Raw genomic sequence first — 18,114 nt, 5'->3', positions numbered from 1 at the left:
AATCCAATGAAAACCTGGTTCAAGCGAATCCTGACAGCCGGCGCGATGTCGCTGGCACTCGGCACGGCCGCACTCGGCCTGTCCACCCATGCCGTGGCGCAGGACAAGCCCGCCGCCGAAGCCTCGGCGCCGGCAGCCGCCGCCGCCGCGGCCCCGGCCGCCGCACCCGCCGCTGCCGCTCCGGCAGCAGCCGAAGCCGCTCCCGCCGCAGCACCGGCCCCGGCGCCCAACAAGGGCGACACGGCCTGGCTGCTGGTCTGCACGGCGTTCGTGATCCTGATGACGCTGCCTGGCCTCGCGCTGTTCTACGGCGGCCTGGTGCGATCGAAGAACATGCTGTCGGTGCTGATGCAGTGCCTGGTGATCTTCTCGCTCGTGTCGATCCTGTGGGCGATCTACGGCTACAGCTTCGCGTTCACCGAAGGCAATGCGTTCTTCGGCGGTACTGACCGTCTCTTCATGAAGGGCCTCAACGCCGACGCCGTCGGCGCGACCTTCAGCAAGGGCGTGGTCGTGCCGGAACTGGGCTTCTTCGCCTTCCAGTGCGCGTTCGCGGCCATTACCTGCGGCCTGATCATCGGCGCCTTCGCCGAGCGCGCCAAGTTCTCGGCCGTGCTCGTGTTCGTGGTCCTGTGGTTCACGTTCTCGTACATCCCGATGGCCCACATGGTCTGGTTCTGGCCGGGTCCTGACGCCTACACCGACGCTGCTGCCGCAACCGCCGCAACCGCGAAGGCTGGCTGGCTGTTCCAGAAGGGCGCGCTCGACTACGCAGGCGGTACCGTGGTGCACATCAATGCGGCTGTCGCCGGTCTCGTGGGTGCCTTCATGTACGGCAAGCGCATCGGCTTCGGCCGCGAAGCGATCCGCCCGCACAGCCTGACGTTCACGATGGTCGGCGCCTCGCTGCTGTGGTTCGGCTGGTTCGGCTTCAACGCCGGCTCGGGTCTGGAAGCCAACGGCGGTGCCGCCCTGGCCTTCGTCAACACGCTGCTGGCCACCTGCGCCGCCGTGCTGTCGTGGACCTTCGGTGAGTGGATCGGCAAGGGCAAGCCCTCGATGCTCGGTGGTGCCTCGGGCGCCGTCGCCGGCCTCGTGGCGATTACCCCGGCCGCCGGCTTCGTCGGCCCGATGGGCTCGATCGTGATGGGCCTCGTTGCTGGCCTGCTGTGCCTGTGGGGCGTGACCGGCCTGAAGCGCATGCTCGGCATGGACGACTCGCTCGACGTGTTCGGTGTGCACGGCGTGGGCGGTATCGTCGGCGCGCTGCTGACCGGCGTGTTCGCGGCACCGAGCCTCGGCGGCGTGGGCATCTACGACTACGTGGCCAACAAGGTGTCGGACGACTACTCGATCGCCGGACAGGTCTGGATCCAGTTCGAAGGCGTGCTGACCACCGTGGTGTGGTCGGGCGTCGTGGCCCTGGTTGCCTTCAAGCTGGTTGACATGCTGATTGGCCTGCGCGTCCCCGAAGAGGAAGAGCGCGAAGGTCTGGACATTACCTCCCACGGCGAGACCGCTTACGAGGTGTGATCCACAAAAGTGTTGTGCTGGAGAGCTGATTGGGAATCTTCTCTCAGGAGTTTTGCCCGGCCTTGTGCCGGGCTTTTTCTTTTCTGCGCCGCCCCACGCGAGGCGCGGCAACGGATCGGAGCAGTTTTCGCAGAGTGCTTAACTCCGATCTTAAAAAGTCTCAATTGTCTTTAAGTGGTAGCGCACATACAGTGCCAGTGAGGCAGTTTCCTCCACCTGCAGAACGCTCCCCGTATCTGTCAGGCCATTTCAAAGCGCGGCTCCCGCCGCGCTTTTTTTTCGTCCAAGCTGTCGCCGATCTTTCGGCTTCGCTCGTCCGTTTGAAATCCGCCCGATCGTCCCCACATGGGCTGCATTCACCAGCCTGCGCATAATGTTATGCGAACCATGCCTGCAGGCTATTGGCCGTTCCTCTACAATCGGGGCGGACAATAAAGACGATCAATTAGGATGGATATGGTCCCGCATCTCATCACCGCTCTGAACGGTCCACTGCTCGAACTGGAAAAGAAGATACTGGACGCCACACCGTCCATCGAGCGCTGGTTCAGGCTGGAATGGCAGGAACATACGCCTCCGTTCTACTGTTCGGTGGACCTGCGCAATGCCGGTTTCAAGCTGGCGCCGGTCGATACGAACCTGTTCCCGGGCGGTTTCAACAACCTCGCCCCGGAAATGCTGCCGCTGGCCGTCCAGGCCGCGATGGCCGCGATCGAGAAGATTTGCCCGGACGCCAAGAACCTGCTGCTGATCCCCGAGCGCCATACGCGCAACATGTTCTATCTGCAGAACGTGGCGCGATTGTCGCTCATCATGCGTCAGGCTGGTCTCAACGTGCGGCTTGGCTCGCTTTCGGAGGACATCACCGAACCGACCCCGATCGAGCTGCCGGACGGGCAGACGCTCGTGGTCGAGCCGCTGACGCGGCTGGGCACCAAGGGCCGCCGCCTGGGTCTCGAGAACTTCGACCCCTGCTCGATCCTGCTGAACAATGACCTGTCGGCCGGTGTGCCGCCCGTGCTCGAGAACATCAACGAGCAGTACCTGCTGCCGCCGCTGCACGCTGGCTGGTCCACGCGCCGCAAGAGCAGCCACTTTGCCGCCTATGACGAGGTGGCCAAGAAGTTCGCGCGCCTGATCGACATCGACCCGTGGATGGTCAATCCGTACTTTGCGCGCACGTCGGGCGTGGACTTCCACGAACGCGTGGGCGAGGAAGAACTGGCGGACGCGGTGGAAGGCGTGCTCAAGAAGATCGCGAAGAAGTATCGCGAGTACGGCATCAAGGAAACGCCGTATGTCGTGGTCAAGGCCGACGCCGGTACCTACGGCATGGGCATCATGACCGTGCGCGATCCGTCCGAGGTCAAGGGCCTGAACCGCAAGGAACGCAACAAGATGAGCGTCGTCAAGGAAGGCCTCGAGGTCTCCGACGTCATCATCCAGGAAGGCGTGCACACGTTCGAGAAGGTCAACGAGGCCGTGGCCGAGCCGGTGGTCTACATGATCGACCGCTATGTGGTCGGTGGCTTCTACCGCGTGCACACGGGCCGCGGCAACGACGAGAACCTCAACGCGCCGGGCATGCACTTCGTGCCGCTGGCCTTCGCGCCGAACGGGATTCCGGACAGCCACGCCAAGCCGGGCGCGGCCGTGCCGAACCGCTTCTATATGTATGGCGTGGTGGCGCGCCTCGCGCTGCTGGCCGCGTCGATCGAGCTCGAGAAGACCGACCCGAACCCGATCCTCTGATTCTGATCTCCTGATTCCAGCCTCGGACATCCATGCGCATTCTCTTCATCACCGATCCGCTCGAGACCTTCAAGACGTACAAGGACTCCACCTACGCGATGATGACCAAGGCGGCGTCCCGCGGGCACGAGCTGTTCTTCTGCCTGCAGTCGCAGCTTTCGCTCGCGGACAACGTGGTCGAGGCCACCGTGCGTCCGCTCGACATCCGCGACGACGCGCATGACTGGTTCCGCCTTGGCGAGCCGGCACGGCAGCCGCTCGCGGCGTTCGACGCGGTGCTCATGCGCAAGGACCCGCCGTTCGACATGGAATACGTGACCAGCACGTGGATGCTGGAACTGGCGGAAGCGCAGGGCGCGCGCATCTTCAACAAGCCGCGCGCCATCCGCGACCATTCGGAGAAGCTGGCCATCGGCCGCTACCCGCAGTTCGTCACGCCGACGCTGGTCACGCGCGATGCCGACCGCATCCGCGCGTTCCATGCCGAGCACGGCGACATCATCGTCAAGCCGCTCGACGGCATGGGCGGCATGGGTATTTTTCGCGTGGGCCCCGACGGCATGAACCTCGGCTCCATCGTCGAGACCCTCGGCGAAAACGGGGCGCGCACCCTGATGGTGCAACGCTTTATCCCGGCCATCAAGGAAGGCGACAAGCGCATCCTGCTGATCGGCGGCAAGCCCGTGCCGTACTCGCTCGCGCGCATTCCGCAGGGCAGCGAGATTCGCGGCAACCTGGCCGCCGGCGGCCTCGGCCGCGCGCAGGAGCTCAGCGCACGGGACCGCGAGATCGCGGAAACGCTGGCGCCTGGGCTGTGGGAGCAGGGCCTGCTGCTGGTGGGCCTGGACGTGATCGGCGACTACCTGACCGAGGTCAATGTGACGAGCCCGACGTGTTTCCAGGAAATTACGCAGCAGACCGGTTTCGACGTAGCGGGCATGTTTATCGACGCGCTGGAAGCAGCTGTCGCGGAGACGGACCGACGCTAGCGCGCCACAGCGCCGGCCTAATTGGCGGGCGCGGGCACCCGTCGGCAGGATAAGCGGATTGGCCCGAAGGGGTGCCTGCTACAATTCGAGCATCCCAACGCGCTCACCACCATGGCAGGAATTCTCATCATCGCGCATGCACCGCTGGCTTCGGCGCTGCGCGATTGCGCTGCCCACGTCTACTGCGGCCAGCCTCCGCAGCTCGAGGCCATCGACGTCGCTCCCGACGCCGATCCCGCAGCCGTGCTGGCCGAGGCGCGACGACGCCTGGCCGCGCTCTGCGAGGACAACGGCGCGCTCGTCCTGACCGATATCTTCGGCGCGACGCCCGCGAACATCGCGGCGCGCCTTGCCGAGCCCGGCCGCGTCAAAGTGCTGGCCGGCGTCAATCTGCCCATGCTGGTCCGTGCCATCTGCTATCGCGCGGAGAAACTCGACCAGCTGGCGACCAAGGCCTTGGCCGGCGGCGCGCAGGGCGTGCTGCAGGTCGGCGCCACCACCGTTCAGAACCAACAAGCCAACCACCCCGATAAATATGCTGCAGAGGGACACCACCATCATCAATAAGCTCGGGCTGCACGCCCGGGCCTCGGCCAAGCTGACCCAACTCGCCGGAAAGTTCTCGAGTCAGGTCAAGATGTCCCGCAACGGGCGGCAGGTCGATGCCAAAAGCATCATGGGGGTGATGATGCTTGCGGCCGGAATCGGTTCGACGGTGACGCTGGAGACCGACGGCCCCGACGAGCAGGAGGCGATGGACGCGCTGCTGGCGCTGATCGCCAATCGGTTCGGCGAGGGAGAATAACGCGCGTCATCGACGCGCGTATCCAGCGCTTTCTTCAACGTTCCCGATCGGAGCGGTTCATGCCCTTTGCCTTGCACGGCATTCCGGTTTCGCGTGGCGTCGCCATCGGGCGCGCCCACCTTGTCGCGCCCGCGGCGCTCGACGTCTCGCACTATCTGGTCGATGAAGACCGGATCGAAGCGGAGGTCGGGCGATTGCGCGATGCGCGGGCCGCGGTGCGCGCGGAACTGGTCACGCTGAAGCGGGACCTGCCGCGCGACGCGCCGGAGGAAATGGGCGCATTCCTCGACGTGCACGCGATGATCCTCGACGACGAGGCGTTGTCCGAGGAGCCCGAGGCCCTGATCCGCAACCGCCGCTACAACGCGGAATGGGCGCTGACGACGCGGCTCGAGGAGCTGATGCGCCAGTTCGACGAGATCGAGGACGAGTACCTGCGCGAGCGCAAGGCCGATATCGAGCAGGTCGTCGAGCGGATTCTCAAGGTGCTGGCCGGCGCGCCTGTGCTCGCACCGGCGCCCGTTCCCGCGCTCGCCCCGGATGGCGAACCCGCGCCGGGCGTGATCGTGGTCGCGCACGATATCTCCCCGGCGGACATGCTGCAGTTCCGCCATACCGTCTTCCACGGCTTTGTCACGGACCTCGGCGGCCGGACCTCGCATACCGCGATCGTCGCGCGCAGCCTCGACATTCCGGCCGCCGTGGGCGTCAAGAGCGCCAGCGAGCTGATCCGCCAGGACGACTGGATCATCATCGACGGCGACGCGGGTCTCGTGATCGTCGATCCGTCGCCGATCATCCTCGAGGAATACCGCCATCGCCAGAGCGAGCGCGCGCTGGAGAAGAAGCGCCTGCAGCGGCTGCGGCATACGCCCGCCGTCACGCTCGACGGGCTCGAGATCGAACTGCTCGCCAACATCGAGATGGCCGAGGATGCGGGCGCCGCGCTCTCGGCCGGCGCCGTCGGCGTGGGCCTGTTCCGTTCCGAATTCCTGTTCATGAACCGCCGCGACGAGTTGCCCGGCGAGGACGAGCAGTTCGCGGCCTATCGCGGCGCCGTGGAGGCGATGCACGGCCTGCCCGTGACGATCCGCACGATCGATATCGGCGCCGACAAGCCGCTGGATTCCCGCAACGACGATTTCGAGACCGCGCCGAACCCGGCGCTGGGCCTGCGCGCGATTCGCTGGTCGCTGTCCGAGCCGGCGATGTTCCTGACGCAGTTGCGCGCGCTGCTGCGCGCGTCGGCGTTTGGCCCTGTGCGCCTGCTCATCCCGATGCTCGCGCATGCGAGCGAGATCACCCAGACGCTGGACCTGATCGAGCAGGCCAAGCGCCAGCTCGACGAGCGGGGGCTGCCGTACGACCCGGGCGTCAAGGTCGGCGCGATGATCGAGATTCCCGCGGCCGTGCTGCTGCTGCCGCTGTTCCTGCGCCGCATGGACTTCCTGTCCATCGGCACCAACGACCTGATCCAGTACACGCTGGCGATCGACCGGGCCGACAACGCCGTCGCGCACCTCTACGATCCGTGCCATCCGGCGGTGCTGCAGCTGGTGGCCCGCACCATTCGCGAAGCCAACCGTGCCGGCGTGCCGGTGGCGGTGTGCGGCGAAATGGCCGGCGACCCCGCGATGACGCGGCTGCTGCTGGGCATGGGCCTGCGCGAGTTCTCGATGCACCCGTCGCAGCTGCTTCGCGTCAAGCAGGAGGTCATCCATGCCGACTGCGAACGGCTCGGTCCGCTCGTCGACCAGGTGCTTGCCTCGTACGAGCCGGACGAGCTCAGCGCCGCGTTGCAGCGCGTCACACAACCCTGAAATCTTCAGGGTTATTCACCTTGATGTGATGGACTCGCCGTCACTTTCCTGACCGGAAGTGACGGCTTCCGCGCTCTGTTGCGCGGATAAACCATGGGTGTTTAATGGGAATTGTTATCATTTTCGATCTCTGTTAATCTTCCTCAAACGCGCCGACATGCCGGTGTCGCGCAAGCCCCCGAGGAGTAAGTTGTGTACGTCTGCATCTGCAATCAGGTCACCGATCACGAGATTCACGGCGCTGCCCATCTTGGCGTTTCGACCATGGATGAGCTGGCCGAGACGCTTGGCGTTGGCACTTGCTGCGGACGTTGCACCGACTGCGCGAAGGAGGTCCTCGCCGAAGGCGTGGCCGCGGTTCGCAATATGTCGCCCGCTCCCACTATCTCCACGATCCAGATTGTGGAGATTTCTTCCTGTTCGGCTGCTGCCCCACGTGCGATAATGGACGCTCGGGACCCGGCAGTCGCGAACGATCAGCGTACAGAGCTCGTTGCTTAAGTTCTGACCACGCTGCGTCATCTGAATTTGCTTGTAGTGTGAGGCGTGCCAGCGGAGATGCTCCGCGGCGCGCTTTTGTGCTTTTGCATTTTCGACTGCGGGCCCGCTTGCACACTTAGGAGCCCTGTATGAAAGGTGACAAGAAGGTCATCCAGCATCTGAACGCGCAGCTCAAGAACGAGCTGACCGCGATCAACCAGTATTTCCTGCACGCGCGCATGTACCGCCACTGGGGCCTGAAGAAGCTCGGCGATGTGGAGTACAAGGAATCGATCGGCGAAATGAAGCATGCCGACCGCCTGATCGACCGCATCCTGATGCTCGACGGCCTGCCCAACCTGCAGGATCTGCACAAGCTGCTGCTCGGCGAAGACACGCCCGAAATGCTGAAGTGCGACCTGAAGCTGGAGCAGACGGCCCACGCCACGGTCAAGGAAGGCATCGCCTACTGCGAGTCCGTCGGCGACTACGTCAGCCGCGAGATCCTCGTCGATATCCTCACGGATACCGAAGAGCACATCGAATACCTGGAAACGCAGCTCGACCTGATCGACAAGGTTGGCCTGCAGAACTATCTGCAATCGCAGATGGAGCCCGGCGAGCAATAAGCGCCGGTCCAAGGTCGTACCGCCAGCCGCTGAAGCGATTTCCGGCAGCGGTCGGCACGGCGCGTGACGCTGACTGGCGTCACCGCTTTGTGCGCGATGAGGCAATAACCGTTCTCATTCGGATTCTTGTCTTCATCCAGTCATCGGTTTATCGGGCCCCGCGGTTTGCTCCGCCGTCAGGGTGCCCGGTACCGGTGACCCCCTCCTACGCTCCCCCGCAGATCTCGCAGTCCGGCGCGCGCGCCAGCCGCATCTCGTTCCATTCCATCGTCAGCGCATTGACCATCAGCAGCCGCGCGGCCAGTGGCCTGCCGACGCCGGAAAGCAGCTTCAGCGCTTCCGCCGCCTGCACCGTGCCTACCATGCCGACCAGCGGCGCAAATACGCCCATCGACGCGCAGGCGGCCTCCGGGGCCGGTACCGACGGGGGAAACAGGCATCCGTAGCACGGCGCGTCCGGCTGGCGCAGGTCGTACACGCTGACCTGCCCGTCGAAGCGCAGCGCCGCGCCCGAGACGAGCGGCACGCGATGCGCGACGCAGGCGCGGTTGATCGCGTGACGTGTGACGAAGTTGTCCGTGCAGTCGAGGACCACGTCGGCCTGTGCCACGAGCGGGCCGAGCTCGGCGTCGCTCACGCGCCTTGGCACGAGCTGGATATCGAGGTCGGGATTGATGCGGAGCATCGCCTCGCGGGCCGACTCCACCTTCGGGCGTCCGACGTTTGCCGTGGTGTGCACGATCTGGCGCTGCAGGTTGGTCAGATCGACGTCGTCGTCATCGACGATCGTGATATGGCCCACACCGGCCGAGGCCAGGTAGGGGAGGGCCGCGGCCCCGAGACCGCCGGCGCCGATCACGAGCGCGTGCGCGGCCAGCAGGCGTTCCTGGCCCTCGATACCGAATTCGTCCAGCAGGATATGGCGCGAGTAGCGCAGCAGTTGATCGTCGTTCATGGCAAAGGCGGAGCCGGGGCTGAAAACAAAAACGGCCCGCTGTCGTGAAACCGCGGGCCGTGCGAGGGGGAATGCAGCGCTACCGGATCAGCGCGCCTTGCCGGTCGGCGTGCCGAGCGGTTCGCCGATCGGTGCGCTGGCGGGCGGCTGTGCCGGCGCTGCCGGCTTGGCCGGTGCGCTCTTGCCCGCGGGCTTGGCGGCCGGCTTCGACGTGTCGGCCGGCTTGGCGCCGTCCGGCTTCTCGTCGGGCTTGCCGGCAGCCTGCGCGAGTTCGAGGCGCGACTTCGACTTCTTGACCGGCTGGCCGCTCAGCTGCGCGATGGCCTGCTGGAGCATGAAGTCGTCGTTCGAACCGAACTCCACGGGTTTCTTGCGGCGTTCCTTCTCGCGTTCTTCCGGCGACTTCTTCGCGTTCTCTTCCTCGAGGCGGCGCAGTTCTTCCACGCGGCGCTGTTCGCGCTCGGCCATTTCAGGTTCTTCCGATTCCTGCTTGTTGTGCAGGTGGCGCTCGGTGTCGATTTCGCGCGTGATCAGCGCGTCGTCGGGATCGCCCTCGGGATTCTGATCGACCGGGACGTCGGGGCGGATGCCCTTGGCCTGGATCGACTTGCCGGTCGGCGTGTAGTAGTACGCGATCGTCAGCTTGATACCCGTGTCGTTCGTCAGCGGGCGCACGGTCTGCACCGAGCCCTTGCCGAACGTGGTCTTGCCCATGATCAGCGCGCGGTGATGATCCTGCAGCGCGCCGGCCACGATTTCCGAGGCCGAGGCCGAGTACGCATTGGTCAGTACGACCATCGGAATCTTCTTGAACAGCGGCGGCAGATCCTTGAGCGGATCGTCTTCGAGCGACGACAGGCGGTAGTTGTTGAACGACGCCTTGTACACGCGCTTGGCGTCGGGCACCTGGCCGTTCGTCGAGACCACGGTCGCATCTTCCGGCAGGAAGGCCGCGGCGACGCCCACGGCGCCCTGCAGCACGCCGCCACCGTTGTTGCGCAGATCGAGGATCACGCCCTTCAGGTTCGGATTCTTCTGCGCCATCTCGGTCAGCTTGCGGCCGAGGTCGGCCACCGTGCGTTCCTGGAAGCTCGTCAGGCGGATCCAGCCGATGTCATGGTCGAGCATCTTGGTCTTGACCGACTGCACGCGAATCTCGGCGCGCGTGATCGAGACCGGGAACGTGCGTTCCTCGCTCTTGCGGTAGATCGTCAGCGTGACCTTGGTGCCCGGCTCGCCGCGCATGCGCTTGACCGCCTGCTCCAGCGGGAGGCCGCGCACGGGCTTGTCGTCGATACGCGTGATCAGGTCGCCCGGCTGGATGCCGGCGCGGAACGCGGGCGTGTCCTCGATCGGGTTGATGACCTTGACCAGGCCTTCTTCCTGCGAGATCTCGATGCCGAGGCCCGCGAAGCGGCCGCGCGTGCCTTCCTGCAGTTCCTTGAAGTCCTTCTCGTCCAGATAGGCCGAGTGCGGATCGAGGCTGGCGACCATGCCCTTGACGGCTTCGGTCAGCAGTTTCTTGTCATCGACCGGCTCGACGTATTCACGCTTGATCTGCCCGAAGATATCGGACATCAGCCGCAGCTGGTCGAGCGGCAGCGGTCCGGAAGAGTTCTGCGCCGTCGCCGAAATCTGCAGCGTGGCGAGCACGCCGGCAACGACGCCGATGGAGACGAGGCTAATGTTCTTGAGCGACTTACGCATGAGGGCAGCCTGAACGTGTGAGGATTTTGCCTGATGGAATCCGGTCGGCGCCGCGGCGCATGCCACGGCGGGTGCCTGGACCGGATTTGTCCGACAGTATAAGAGGGTGTGGGAAAAAAGGCCTGCGCGTCACCGCGTGACGGTGGGCGCGGCCACATTGGCAACCCGCAAGGCGGCTCGCCGGCGTGGCCGGATCATCCCGAGTCCCCCGCCGGACGGTCAGCGTGCCTTGCCCTGGTTGGCCACGGCGGCCAGCGAAGCGGCGATGGCGTCCGCGTCGCCGAGGTAGTAATGGCGCAGGGGTCGCAGGTCGGCGTCCAGTTCGTACACGAGCGGGGTGCCGTTGGGAATATTGAGGCCGACGATGTCGTCATCCGAAATCTGATCCAGGTACTTCACCAACGCGCGGATGCTGTTGCCGTGGGCGGCAATCACCACGCGCTTGCCGGATTTGATATCTGGAGCGATAGATTCGTTCCATAGCGGAATCACGCGGGCCACCGTATCCTTCAGGCACTCGGTCAGCGGGATCTGCTCGCGCGGCACGTTCGCGTAGCGCGGATCGTTGAACGATGCGCGCTCGTCGCCGGGCTCCAGGGCCGGCGGCGGCGTATCGTAGCTGCGGCGCCAGACCAGCACCTGCGCGTCGCCGAACTTCGCGGCGGTCTCGGCCTTGTTGAGGCCCGACAGCGCGCCGTAGTGGCGTTCGTTCAGGCGCCATTCGTTGCGCACCGGAATCCACATCAGGTCCATTTCGTCCTGGACGTGCCACAGCGTGCGGATGGCGCGCTTGAGGACGGAGGTGTAGGCGATGTCGAACGACAGGCCCGCTTCCTTGAGGAGCTGGCCGCCCTGACGTGCCTGGGCGGCGCCGGTTTCGGTCAGATCGACGTCGACCCAGCCCGTGAAGCGGTTTTCGAGATTCCACGTCGATTCGCCGTGGCGGATGAGAACGAGCTTGTACATGCTGCTTCCAGGGAGTAGAAAACCTGCCGGCGCGGCGGCGCCGAAGCGGCGCGGCCCGCACCCCACAAAATGAAGGGTGGCGCCAAACCGCGTATTTTATAATGCCGCCGACTCAACCCAACGGAAATGCCAACGTGAATTTCTTCGCCGACTACAACAACCTGGCCCTGCTCGCGATCGCGGTGGTCTCCGGCGGCCTGCTGGCCTGGCCGGCCATCGTCCGCGGAACGAGCGGCAAGAGCGTCAATACCGTCGCCGCCACGCAGCTGATGAACAAGCGCAACGCGGTGGCCGTGGATGTGCGCGACGCCGCCGAGTATGCAAAGGGCCACCTGCCTCAGGCGAAGAGCGCGCCACTTGCGGACCTCGCCAACCGCGCCGCCACGCTGGCCAAGGACAAGGCCGCCCCGATCATCGTGATCAGCCAGACCGGGCAGCACCTGGGGAAGGCTCAAGCAGCGTTGAAGGAAGCGGGGTACAGTGAGGTCTACGCGCTCGAGGGCGGCATGGCCGCCTGGCAGCAGGCCGGTCTGCCGGTCGTCAAGTAACAGGCCCGGCGGCCGGTCACGGCTGCCTTATTTTTCAGCTGTCGCGGCGCGGATCGCCTCTGGCATCCGCGCCGCCGCATTTCAGGACAAGGAGATTTCGCATGGCCCGCGTCGTCATGTACAGCACGGTGGTTTGCCCGTATTGCCAGATGGCCGAGCGCCTTCTGCGCCAGCGGGGCGTGGAGACGATCGAGAAGATCATGATCGACCGCGAGGCGGGCAAGCGCGAGGAAATGATGACGCGCACCGGCCGCCGTACCGTGCCGCAGATTTATATCGACGAGCGTCATGTGGGCGGTTTCGACGACCTCTCCGCACTCGACCGCCAGGGTGGCCTCGTGCCGCTGCTGGCGGCCTGATTCGCACGCTTGCGTCACACTTTCGCGACTTGCCCGCCGCGGCACGTCGCGAATCTCTGATTCCTCTGCTTCCGGGTGAATTCGCCACCCGCGTCATGTACCATATGCGCTTTCCAACCGGGACCTACCCGCGCGAGCGCGTGTGCGGACACCCTTCTTAGTCAATCCGGAAGCCTCTCATGAGCGACCAGCAACAAGCTACCCAGCAGGACGACCAGCCCTTCTTCAACATCCAGCGCGTGTACCTGAAGGACATGTCGCTCGAGCAGCCGAACTCGCCGCAGATCTTCCTCGAGTCGGAAGCGCCGGCCGTCGAGGTGCAGGTCAACGTGGCCGCGGCCCAGCTGCAGGAAGGCATCTTCGAAGTGGTCGTGACCGGTACCGTGACGACCAAGGTCCAGGACAAGGTGGCGTTCCTCGTGGAAGCGCATCAGGCCGGTATCTTCGATATCCGCAATGTGCCCGTGGAACAGCTCGACCCGCTGCTCGGCATCGCCTGCCCGACGATCCTGTACCCGTACCTGCGCGGCAACATCGCCGACGTGATCACGCGTGCGGGCTTCCAGGCCATCCACCTGTCGGAAATCAACTTCCAGGCCCTGTACGAGCAGCGCCTGCAGGCCGCGATGGCCGAGGCCGGCCAGCAGGGCGGCGAAGGCAATTCGGGCATCGTCATGCCCGACGGCAGCCAGGCGCGCCACTGATGCGCCGAACCCTCTCCGCAACGGAGAGGGTCTGCTCTGTTCCCGCGTCAATGACATCATGAAACTCACGATCCTTGGCGCTGGCGCATGGGGCACCGCGCTTGCAAGCCACGCGGCCGCCATGCACGACGTCGTGCTGTGGGGCCGCGATGCCGGCCAGCTCGCGGCCATGGCCGCGACCGGCATCAACGCTGGCTATCTGCCCGGCATCCCGCTATCTCCCCAGCTCGTCTACGAACCCGACTTCGCGCGCGCCGTGGCGCACGCATCGGCGGATCCCGACGGGCTGATCGTCGTGGCCACGCCCGTTTCGGGCCTGCGCGAGACCACGCGCCGCATCGCGTCGTTCACGGCCGCCGTGCCGATGCTGTGGCTGTGCAAGGGCTTCGAGGCCGAGACGCATGCGATGCCGCATCAGATGGTGCGCGAGGAACGCGATGCGATCGCGGGCGCCGCCACGCTCGAATATGGTGTGCTCACGGGACCGAGCTTCGCGCGCGAAGTCGCGCAGGGCCTGCCGTGCGCGCTGACCGTGGCCGGCACATCGCCGGTGCTCGGCGAGCGCGCGCAGGCCGCGTTCCATCACCGCGCCATGCGTATCTACCGCAGCGACGACCTGATCGGCGTCGAGGTGGGCGGTGCCGTCAAGAACGTGCTGGCGATCGCCACCGGTGCCAGCGATGGCCTCGGGCTCGGGCTCAATGCCCGCGCGGCCCTCGTCACGCGCGGGCTTGCCGAGATGACGCGCCTTGGTATCGCGCTCGGCGGACGCCTCGATACGTTCATGGGCCTGGCCGGCGTGGGCGATCTGATCCTGACCGCGACGGGCGATCTGTCGCGCAATCGCAAGGTGGGGCAGCAGCTCGCGTCGGGCAAGACGCTTGCGCAGATCCTCGCCGATCTCGGACACGTTGCGGAAGGGGTGCGCTGCGCGCAGGCCGTGGCCGCGCTGGCCGCGAAGCATGGCGTCGATATGCCGATTACGCGCGCGGTCTGCGCGGTGCTGTTCGACGGGCTGGGCGTGGCCGATGCGGTGGCGCAACTGCTGCAGCGCGATGCGCGGGACGAGTCGCCGCTGGAGTGAGCGTGTTGCACTAACGCCCGCTTCGCACACAAGCCCACGGCACGGTTAGCCGATGTCGAAACCCTGGGGGCAGGTTTGGCACTAAGCTGTGCGCGGAGCACTCCGGACTCTCGCCCTTGAACACCACACCGAAATGAATCGTCGTCGCCGCGCGCTTGGCGTGCTTCTTCCTTCCGCGCTGGGCCTGTCCGCGCTGGCCCGCGTACCCGCAGCACTCGCGCAGGACTGGCCCGCGCGGCCCATTCGCATGATCGTGCCGTTTCCGGCCGGCTCGTCGCCGGACCTCATCGCGCGCCTGCTGACCGAGCGGCTGGCCGCGGTGCTCGGCCAACCGGTCGTGATCGAGAACCATCCGGGCGCCGGCGGCAATATCGGTACCGGGATGGTCGCGCGCGCCACGCCCGATGGCTACACGCTGCTGTTCACGATCAACGGTCCGCTCGTGACCGCGCCCACGCTCTGGCGCAATCTCAACTACGACCCCGTGCGACAGCTTGCGCCCGTGACGCTCGTGGCCACGTCACCGAACGTGCTGGTCGTCGATGCGCGCCTGCCCGTTCGCACGCTGCAGGACTTCGTCGCGCTTGCCAGGTCGAAGCCGGGCGCCCTCAACTACGGTTCGGTCGGCAACGGCAGCGCCGCCCATCTGGCGATGGAGCAGCTGAAGGCGATGGCGGGCATCGATCTGCAGCACATACCGTATCCGGGCTTTCCGCAAGTGACGACGGCCATCGTCGGCGGGCAGGTCCAGGCGGGTTTCATGGTCCCCGCGATCGCGATGCCGCTCGTGCAGTCGGGCAAGCTGCAGATGCTCGCGGTCACGACCACGGGCCGCTCGTCGCTGTTGCCGTCGGTGCCCACGGTGGCGGAGTCCGGCTATCCGGGTTTCGAGGCCATCTCGTGGCAGGCCGTGCTCGCGCCCGCGGGTACGCCGGCGCCGATCGTCGATCGGCTCTATCGCGAGCTCGTGGCCATCATCGGCAGGGAAGACGTGCGCGAGAAAATGCGCGCGCAGTATTTCGCGCCGGCCGGCACCGCGCCGGCGTCGCTGCGCCAGACCATGGCGAGCGAGAAGGTGCGCTGGGACAAGGTGATCCGCGTGGCGCACGTGCAGCCGGAATAGCGGCCGCTCAGGGGCGGTCAGGGACGCTCAGGCGCCGCCCGCGAATCCGTTCTGGCGCCATGCCTCGAACACGACCACCGCGACGGTGTTCGACAGGTTGAGGCTGCGATTGTTGGGGCGCATCGGCAGGCGAATGCGCCGCGATGTCGGAAACCATTCGCGCCGCTCGGGTGCGAGGCCGCGTGTCTCGGAACCGAACACGAACCAGTCGCCCGGCTGGAAGGTCACCTCGCCGAACGGCGTCGAGCCATGCGTGGTCAGCGCGAACATGCGCTCGACATCGGGCGTCTCGGCATCCATCAACGCGTCCCAGCTCTCGTGCACACGCATATTGGCGTACTCGTGATAGTCGAGTCCCGCGCGGCGCATGCGCGCATCCTCGAGCGGAAAACCGAGCGGCTTCACCAGATGCAGCTGTGCACCCGTGTTCGCGCACAGCCGGATGACGTTGCCGGTGTTGGGAGGAATCTCGGGCTCGACGAGGACGACGTTGAACATGCGGGGGAACGGTGAGGGGGACGTAAGCGCTGCGCAGCTTAACGCCTGCGGCGGCGGGCGGCAATCATGGCGTGCGCAGCGCGGGGAACACGGTCACGCGCGCGGCGCCATGGGCCTTGAGCACGTAAGCGGCCTCGCGCAGCGTGGCGCCGGTCGTCATGACGTCATCGACGACGCCGACGTGCCGGCCCGAGACCGCGGCGGGACGGGTGACCGTGAACGCGCCCTGGACGTTGGCCAGCCGGTCGTTGAGGTTCAGCAAGTGCTGCATGGCGGCATCGCCACGGCGCGCGAGCAGTGTGGCATCGACCGGAATGCCGAGCCGTCGCCCAAGCGGCCGCGCGATCTCCCATGCCTGATTGAAGCCGCGCGCCGCCAGACGCGCGCGCGTCAGCGGCACGGCCACGAGCAGGTCCGGCCGCGGCAGCGGGGACGCGGCGATGCGTGCGGCGAGCGCCTCCGCGAACCAGCGCGCATGAGGCAGCGCCGCACCGCGCTTGAGGGCCAGCACGAGCTGGTCCAGCGGCGCGGCGTAGTCGCCGAGCGTCAGCGCGGCATCGATCGGCGGCGGGTCCGCCCGGCACGGCAGGCACCTGCGGCCGCGCGATTGCCGCAGCGCGCAGACGGGGCAGCGCGGTGTGGGCGTCAGATATTCCGCCATGCAGGCCGGACAGACCGCCTCGGCCTGCAACCGCCCGCACAATGCACACGCGGAGGGCAGCAGCGCGCGCCACAGGCGGTCGAGGCCATGATAGACACGCGGGGCGAGCGCCCGGGCCCGCCCTGCGCGGGTGGGGGAGGGCGCGTATACTTGCGGCCGGGTCATTTCCGGCCGATCCACGTGCGGCGGCCGGGCAGCCCCGGTTTGCACGCCGTCCCGCCGTTCGCCATCCTTCTTATCGAATCCCTCGTGTCCTCGCATTCCGCCACCCCCGATGCCTGGCTGCCGCCCACGCGGCTGACCCGTCTCGCCTTCGACCGACGCAGCGCCGGCTTCGGGCAGCTCGACTTCCTGCTCGGCGAGATCGGCCGCCGCATGCAGGAGCGCATGGAAGTGATCCGGCTGGCCCCGCGCCGCGCGCTCGACCTCGGCTGCGGCCACGGGCAGGGACTCGCCGCGCTCCGCGCGCGGTTTCCCGATGCACAGATCGCCGGCCTCGACGTATCCGGCGCCATGCTGCGCGAGGCCGTGCAGCGCGATCCGCAGCGCCAGCCGGGCTGGCTCGGCCGCATGCTCGGCAAGCGGCCCGTGTTCGACCTGGTGCAGGGCGATCTTGCCACACTGCCTTTCGACGCCGCCAGCTTCGACCTGCTGTGGTCGAACCTCGCGCTGCACTGGCATCCGGAGCCCCATCAGGTGTTTCCGGAGTGGCACCGCGTCACGCGCGACGACGGGCTCGTGCTGTTCTCGCTATTCGGCCCGGACACGCTGCGCGAGGTGCGCGATGCGTTTGCCGACGTCGACCTCGATGCGCACACGCTGCGCTTCGTCGATATGCACGATATCGGGGACATGCTGGTCCACGGCGGCTGGTCCACGCCGGTCATGGACATGGAGACGCTGACGGTCACCTACGAATCGCCGGACACCCTGCTGCGCGAGGTACGCGCATTCGGCGGGATGCGGCGGCCCGGACCGGGCGGCCTGCGCGGCCGGCGCTGGTATCGCGCGGTGCTCGACGCGCTCGAGCGGCGCCGCAACGCCGACGGCGTGATTCCGCTCACGTTCGAGATTGTCTACGGCCATGCATGGAAGCTGGCGCCGCGCGAGCGGCAGGCGACCGACGATCAGGGGCGCGCGGTCGTGCCGGTGGACAAGATTGGCCGCGCCCGCCCGCGCCGCTGATTCCCACAGGATTGCCTGCGACAGATTGTCGCGACACGCTTGCCCGGCACAGCGGCGGACGCCGCGCGAACGACGATTGTGTTGACTATCGCGCGGGTTGTGCCATGCACAAAAACTTGGCCGATGCAAGCCCTGCGGGCAAGTCCGCGCTTGTTTGAGTATGCGAAGCGCCATATAATGCGCCAGTTTGTCGCAGTGGTCCCCTGGCACTATCTCGCCCCTCGGGGTTTAGCACGCTACGCCTCCGTACGATGTACGGATCTTGTACGGGAGTACCGTATGGCCGTACCGTTCCACGGTCATACGCATCCCGATC

19 protein-coding genes are annotated in these 18,114 nt (G+C 66.4%); 14 read left to right on the top strand and 5 right to left on the bottom strand.

All coding sequences use genetic code 11. The annotated features are described in order from the left end of the window. Positions 1 to 6: 6 nt before the first annotated feature. From amt to bfr, 8 genes are all read left to right on the top strand, one after another. The gene (gene amt / locus FOB72_RS13290) at positions 7 to 1,533 is read left to right on the top strand and encodes an ammonium transporter (protein ID WP_150372943.1); all 1,527 of its coding nucleotides are present in this window, start codon (positions 7 to 9) and stop codon (positions 1,531 to 1,533) included. Positions 1,534 to 1,989: 456 nt separating this feature from the next. Further along, positions 1,990 to 3,285, top strand: a complete 1,296-nt coding sequence (gene gshA / locus FOB72_RS13285; RefSeq protein WP_109582795.1) for a glutamate--cysteine ligase — start codon at positions 1,990 to 1,992, stop codon at positions 3,283 to 3,285. 32 nt (positions 3,286 to 3,317) lie between these two features. Beyond that, positions 3,318 to 4,274, top strand: a complete 957-nt coding sequence (gene gshB / locus FOB72_RS13280) for a glutathione synthase (RefSeq protein ID WP_150372942.1) — start codon at positions 3,318 to 3,320, stop codon at positions 4,272 to 4,274. A 111-nt stretch (positions 4,275 to 4,385) separates the two neighbouring features. After that, entirely contained in the window at positions 4,386 to 4,841 is a 456-nt protein-coding gene (locus FOB72_RS13275; protein WP_150372941.1) for a PTS sugar transporter subunit IIA, read from the top strand. After that, positions 4,810 to 5,079 carry an HPr family phosphocarrier protein gene (locus FOB72_RS13270; RefSeq protein WP_150372940.1) on the top strand — a complete coding sequence of 90 codons (270 nt, stop codon included), beginning with the start codon at positions 4,810 to 4,812 and terminating at the stop codon, positions 5,077 to 5,079. The genes FOB72_RS13275 and FOB72_RS13270 overlap by 32 nt, the downstream gene beginning before the upstream one ends. Before the next feature lie 59 nt (positions 5,080 to 5,138). Then, positions 5,139 to 6,899: a phosphoenolpyruvate--protein phosphotransferase gene (gene ptsP, locus FOB72_RS13265; protein ID WP_150372939.1), complete on the top strand. Its 1,761-nt coding sequence runs from the start codon at positions 5,139 to 5,141 to the stop codon at positions 6,897 to 6,899. Positions 6,900 to 7,091: 192 nt separating this feature from the next. After that, a complete protein-coding gene (locus tag FOB72_RS13260) occupies positions 7,092 to 7,400 on the top strand; it encodes a bacterioferritin-associated ferredoxin (RefSeq protein ID WP_150372938.1) in 309 nt (102 codons plus the stop codon). A 128-nt stretch (positions 7,401 to 7,528) separates the two neighbouring features. After that, complete coding sequence (bfr, locus tag FOB72_RS13255; protein WP_011296489.1) at positions 7,529 to 8,008, top strand: bacterioferritin; 480 nt, start codon at positions 7,529 to 7,531, stop codon at positions 8,006 to 8,008. A gap of 205 nt (positions 8,009 to 8,213) precedes the next feature. Here the strand turns inward: bfr and FOB72_RS13250 are convergent, their stop codons facing one another. The 3 genes from FOB72_RS13250 to gpmA all read right to left on the bottom strand — a co-directional run bounded on the left by FOB72_RS13250 (position 8,214) and on the right by gpmA (position 11,636). Next, complete coding sequence (locus FOB72_RS13250; protein WP_150372937.1) at positions 8,214 to 8,963, bottom strand: HesA/MoeB/ThiF family protein; 750 nt, start codon at positions 8,961 to 8,963, stop codon at positions 8,214 to 8,216. Positions 8,964 to 9,050: 87 nt separating this feature from the next. Next, complete coding sequence (locus tag FOB72_RS13245) at positions 9,051 to 10,670, bottom strand: S41 family peptidase (protein ID WP_150372936.1); 1,620 nt, start codon at positions 10,668 to 10,670, stop codon at positions 9,051 to 9,053. 219 nt (positions 10,671 to 10,889) lie between these two features. Next, entirely contained in the window at positions 10,890 to 11,636 is a 747-nt protein-coding gene (gpmA, locus tag FOB72_RS13240; protein WP_150372935.1) for a 2,3-diphosphoglycerate-dependent phosphoglycerate mutase, read from the bottom strand. A 134-nt stretch (positions 11,637 to 11,770) separates the two neighbouring features. Between gpmA and FOB72_RS13235 the strand changes: the two genes are divergently transcribed. From FOB72_RS13235 to FOB72_RS13215, 5 genes are all read left to right on the top strand, one after another. Next, positions 11,771 to 12,184, top strand: a complete 414-nt coding sequence (locus FOB72_RS13235; RefSeq protein ID WP_150372934.1) for a rhodanese-like domain-containing protein — start codon at positions 11,771 to 11,773, stop codon at positions 12,182 to 12,184. Between the two features lie 101 nt (positions 12,185 to 12,285). Continuing rightward, complete coding sequence (gene grxC, locus FOB72_RS13230) at positions 12,286 to 12,543, top strand: glutaredoxin 3 (RefSeq protein WP_150372933.1); 258 nt, start codon at positions 12,286 to 12,288, stop codon at positions 12,541 to 12,543. 179 nt (positions 12,544 to 12,722) lie between these two features. After that, a complete protein-coding gene (gene secB, locus FOB72_RS13225) occupies positions 12,723 to 13,247 on the top strand; it encodes a protein-export chaperone SecB (RefSeq protein ID WP_150372932.1) in 525 nt (174 codons plus the stop codon). A gap of 58 nt (positions 13,248 to 13,305) precedes the next feature. Next, a complete protein-coding gene (locus FOB72_RS13220) occupies positions 13,306 to 14,331 on the top strand; it encodes an NAD(P)H-dependent glycerol-3-phosphate dehydrogenase (protein ID WP_150372931.1) in 1,026 nt (341 codons plus the stop codon). A gap of 133 nt (positions 14,332 to 14,464) precedes the next feature. Further along, on the top strand, positions 14,465 to 15,454 hold the full coding sequence (locus FOB72_RS13215) for a Bug family tripartite tricarboxylate transporter substrate binding protein (protein WP_150372930.1): 990 nt from the start codon (positions 14,465 to 14,467) through the stop codon (positions 15,452 to 15,454). Positions 15,455 to 15,481: 27 nt separating this feature from the next. Here FOB72_RS13215 and trmL read toward each other — a convergent pair whose 3' ends face one another. Beyond that, positions 15,482 to 15,952: a tRNA (uridine(34)/cytosine(34)/5-carboxymethylaminomethyluridine(34)-2'-O)-methyltransferase TrmL gene (trmL, locus tag FOB72_RS13210; RefSeq protein WP_150372929.1), complete on the bottom strand. Its 471-nt coding sequence runs from the start codon at positions 15,950 to 15,952 to the stop codon at positions 15,482 to 15,484. Positions 15,953 to 16,016: 64 nt separating this feature from the next. Continuing rightward, on the bottom strand, positions 16,017 to 16,778 hold the full coding sequence (locus FOB72_RS13205; RefSeq protein WP_150372928.1) for a ComF family protein: 762 nt from the start codon (positions 16,776 to 16,778) through the stop codon (positions 16,017 to 16,019). A gap of 84 nt (positions 16,779 to 16,862) precedes the next feature. Between FOB72_RS13205 and FOB72_RS13200 the strand changes: the two genes are divergently transcribed. Beyond that, positions 16,863 to 17,798 carry a methyltransferase domain-containing protein gene (locus tag FOB72_RS13200; protein WP_223851329.1) on the top strand — a complete coding sequence of 312 codons (936 nt, stop codon included), beginning with the start codon at positions 16,863 to 16,865 and terminating at the stop codon, positions 17,796 to 17,798. The last annotated feature ends 316 nt before the right edge of the window (positions 17,799 to 18,114 follow it).

It is taken from the genome of Cupriavidus pauculus (assembly GCF_008693385.1).
GTDB lineage: Bacteria > Pseudomonadota > Gammaproteobacteria > Burkholderiales > Burkholderiaceae > Cupriavidus > Cupriavidus pauculus_D.
Note: the sequence above shows the minus strand (reverse complement) of the source record. Positions and strands in the feature narration are given on the sequence as shown.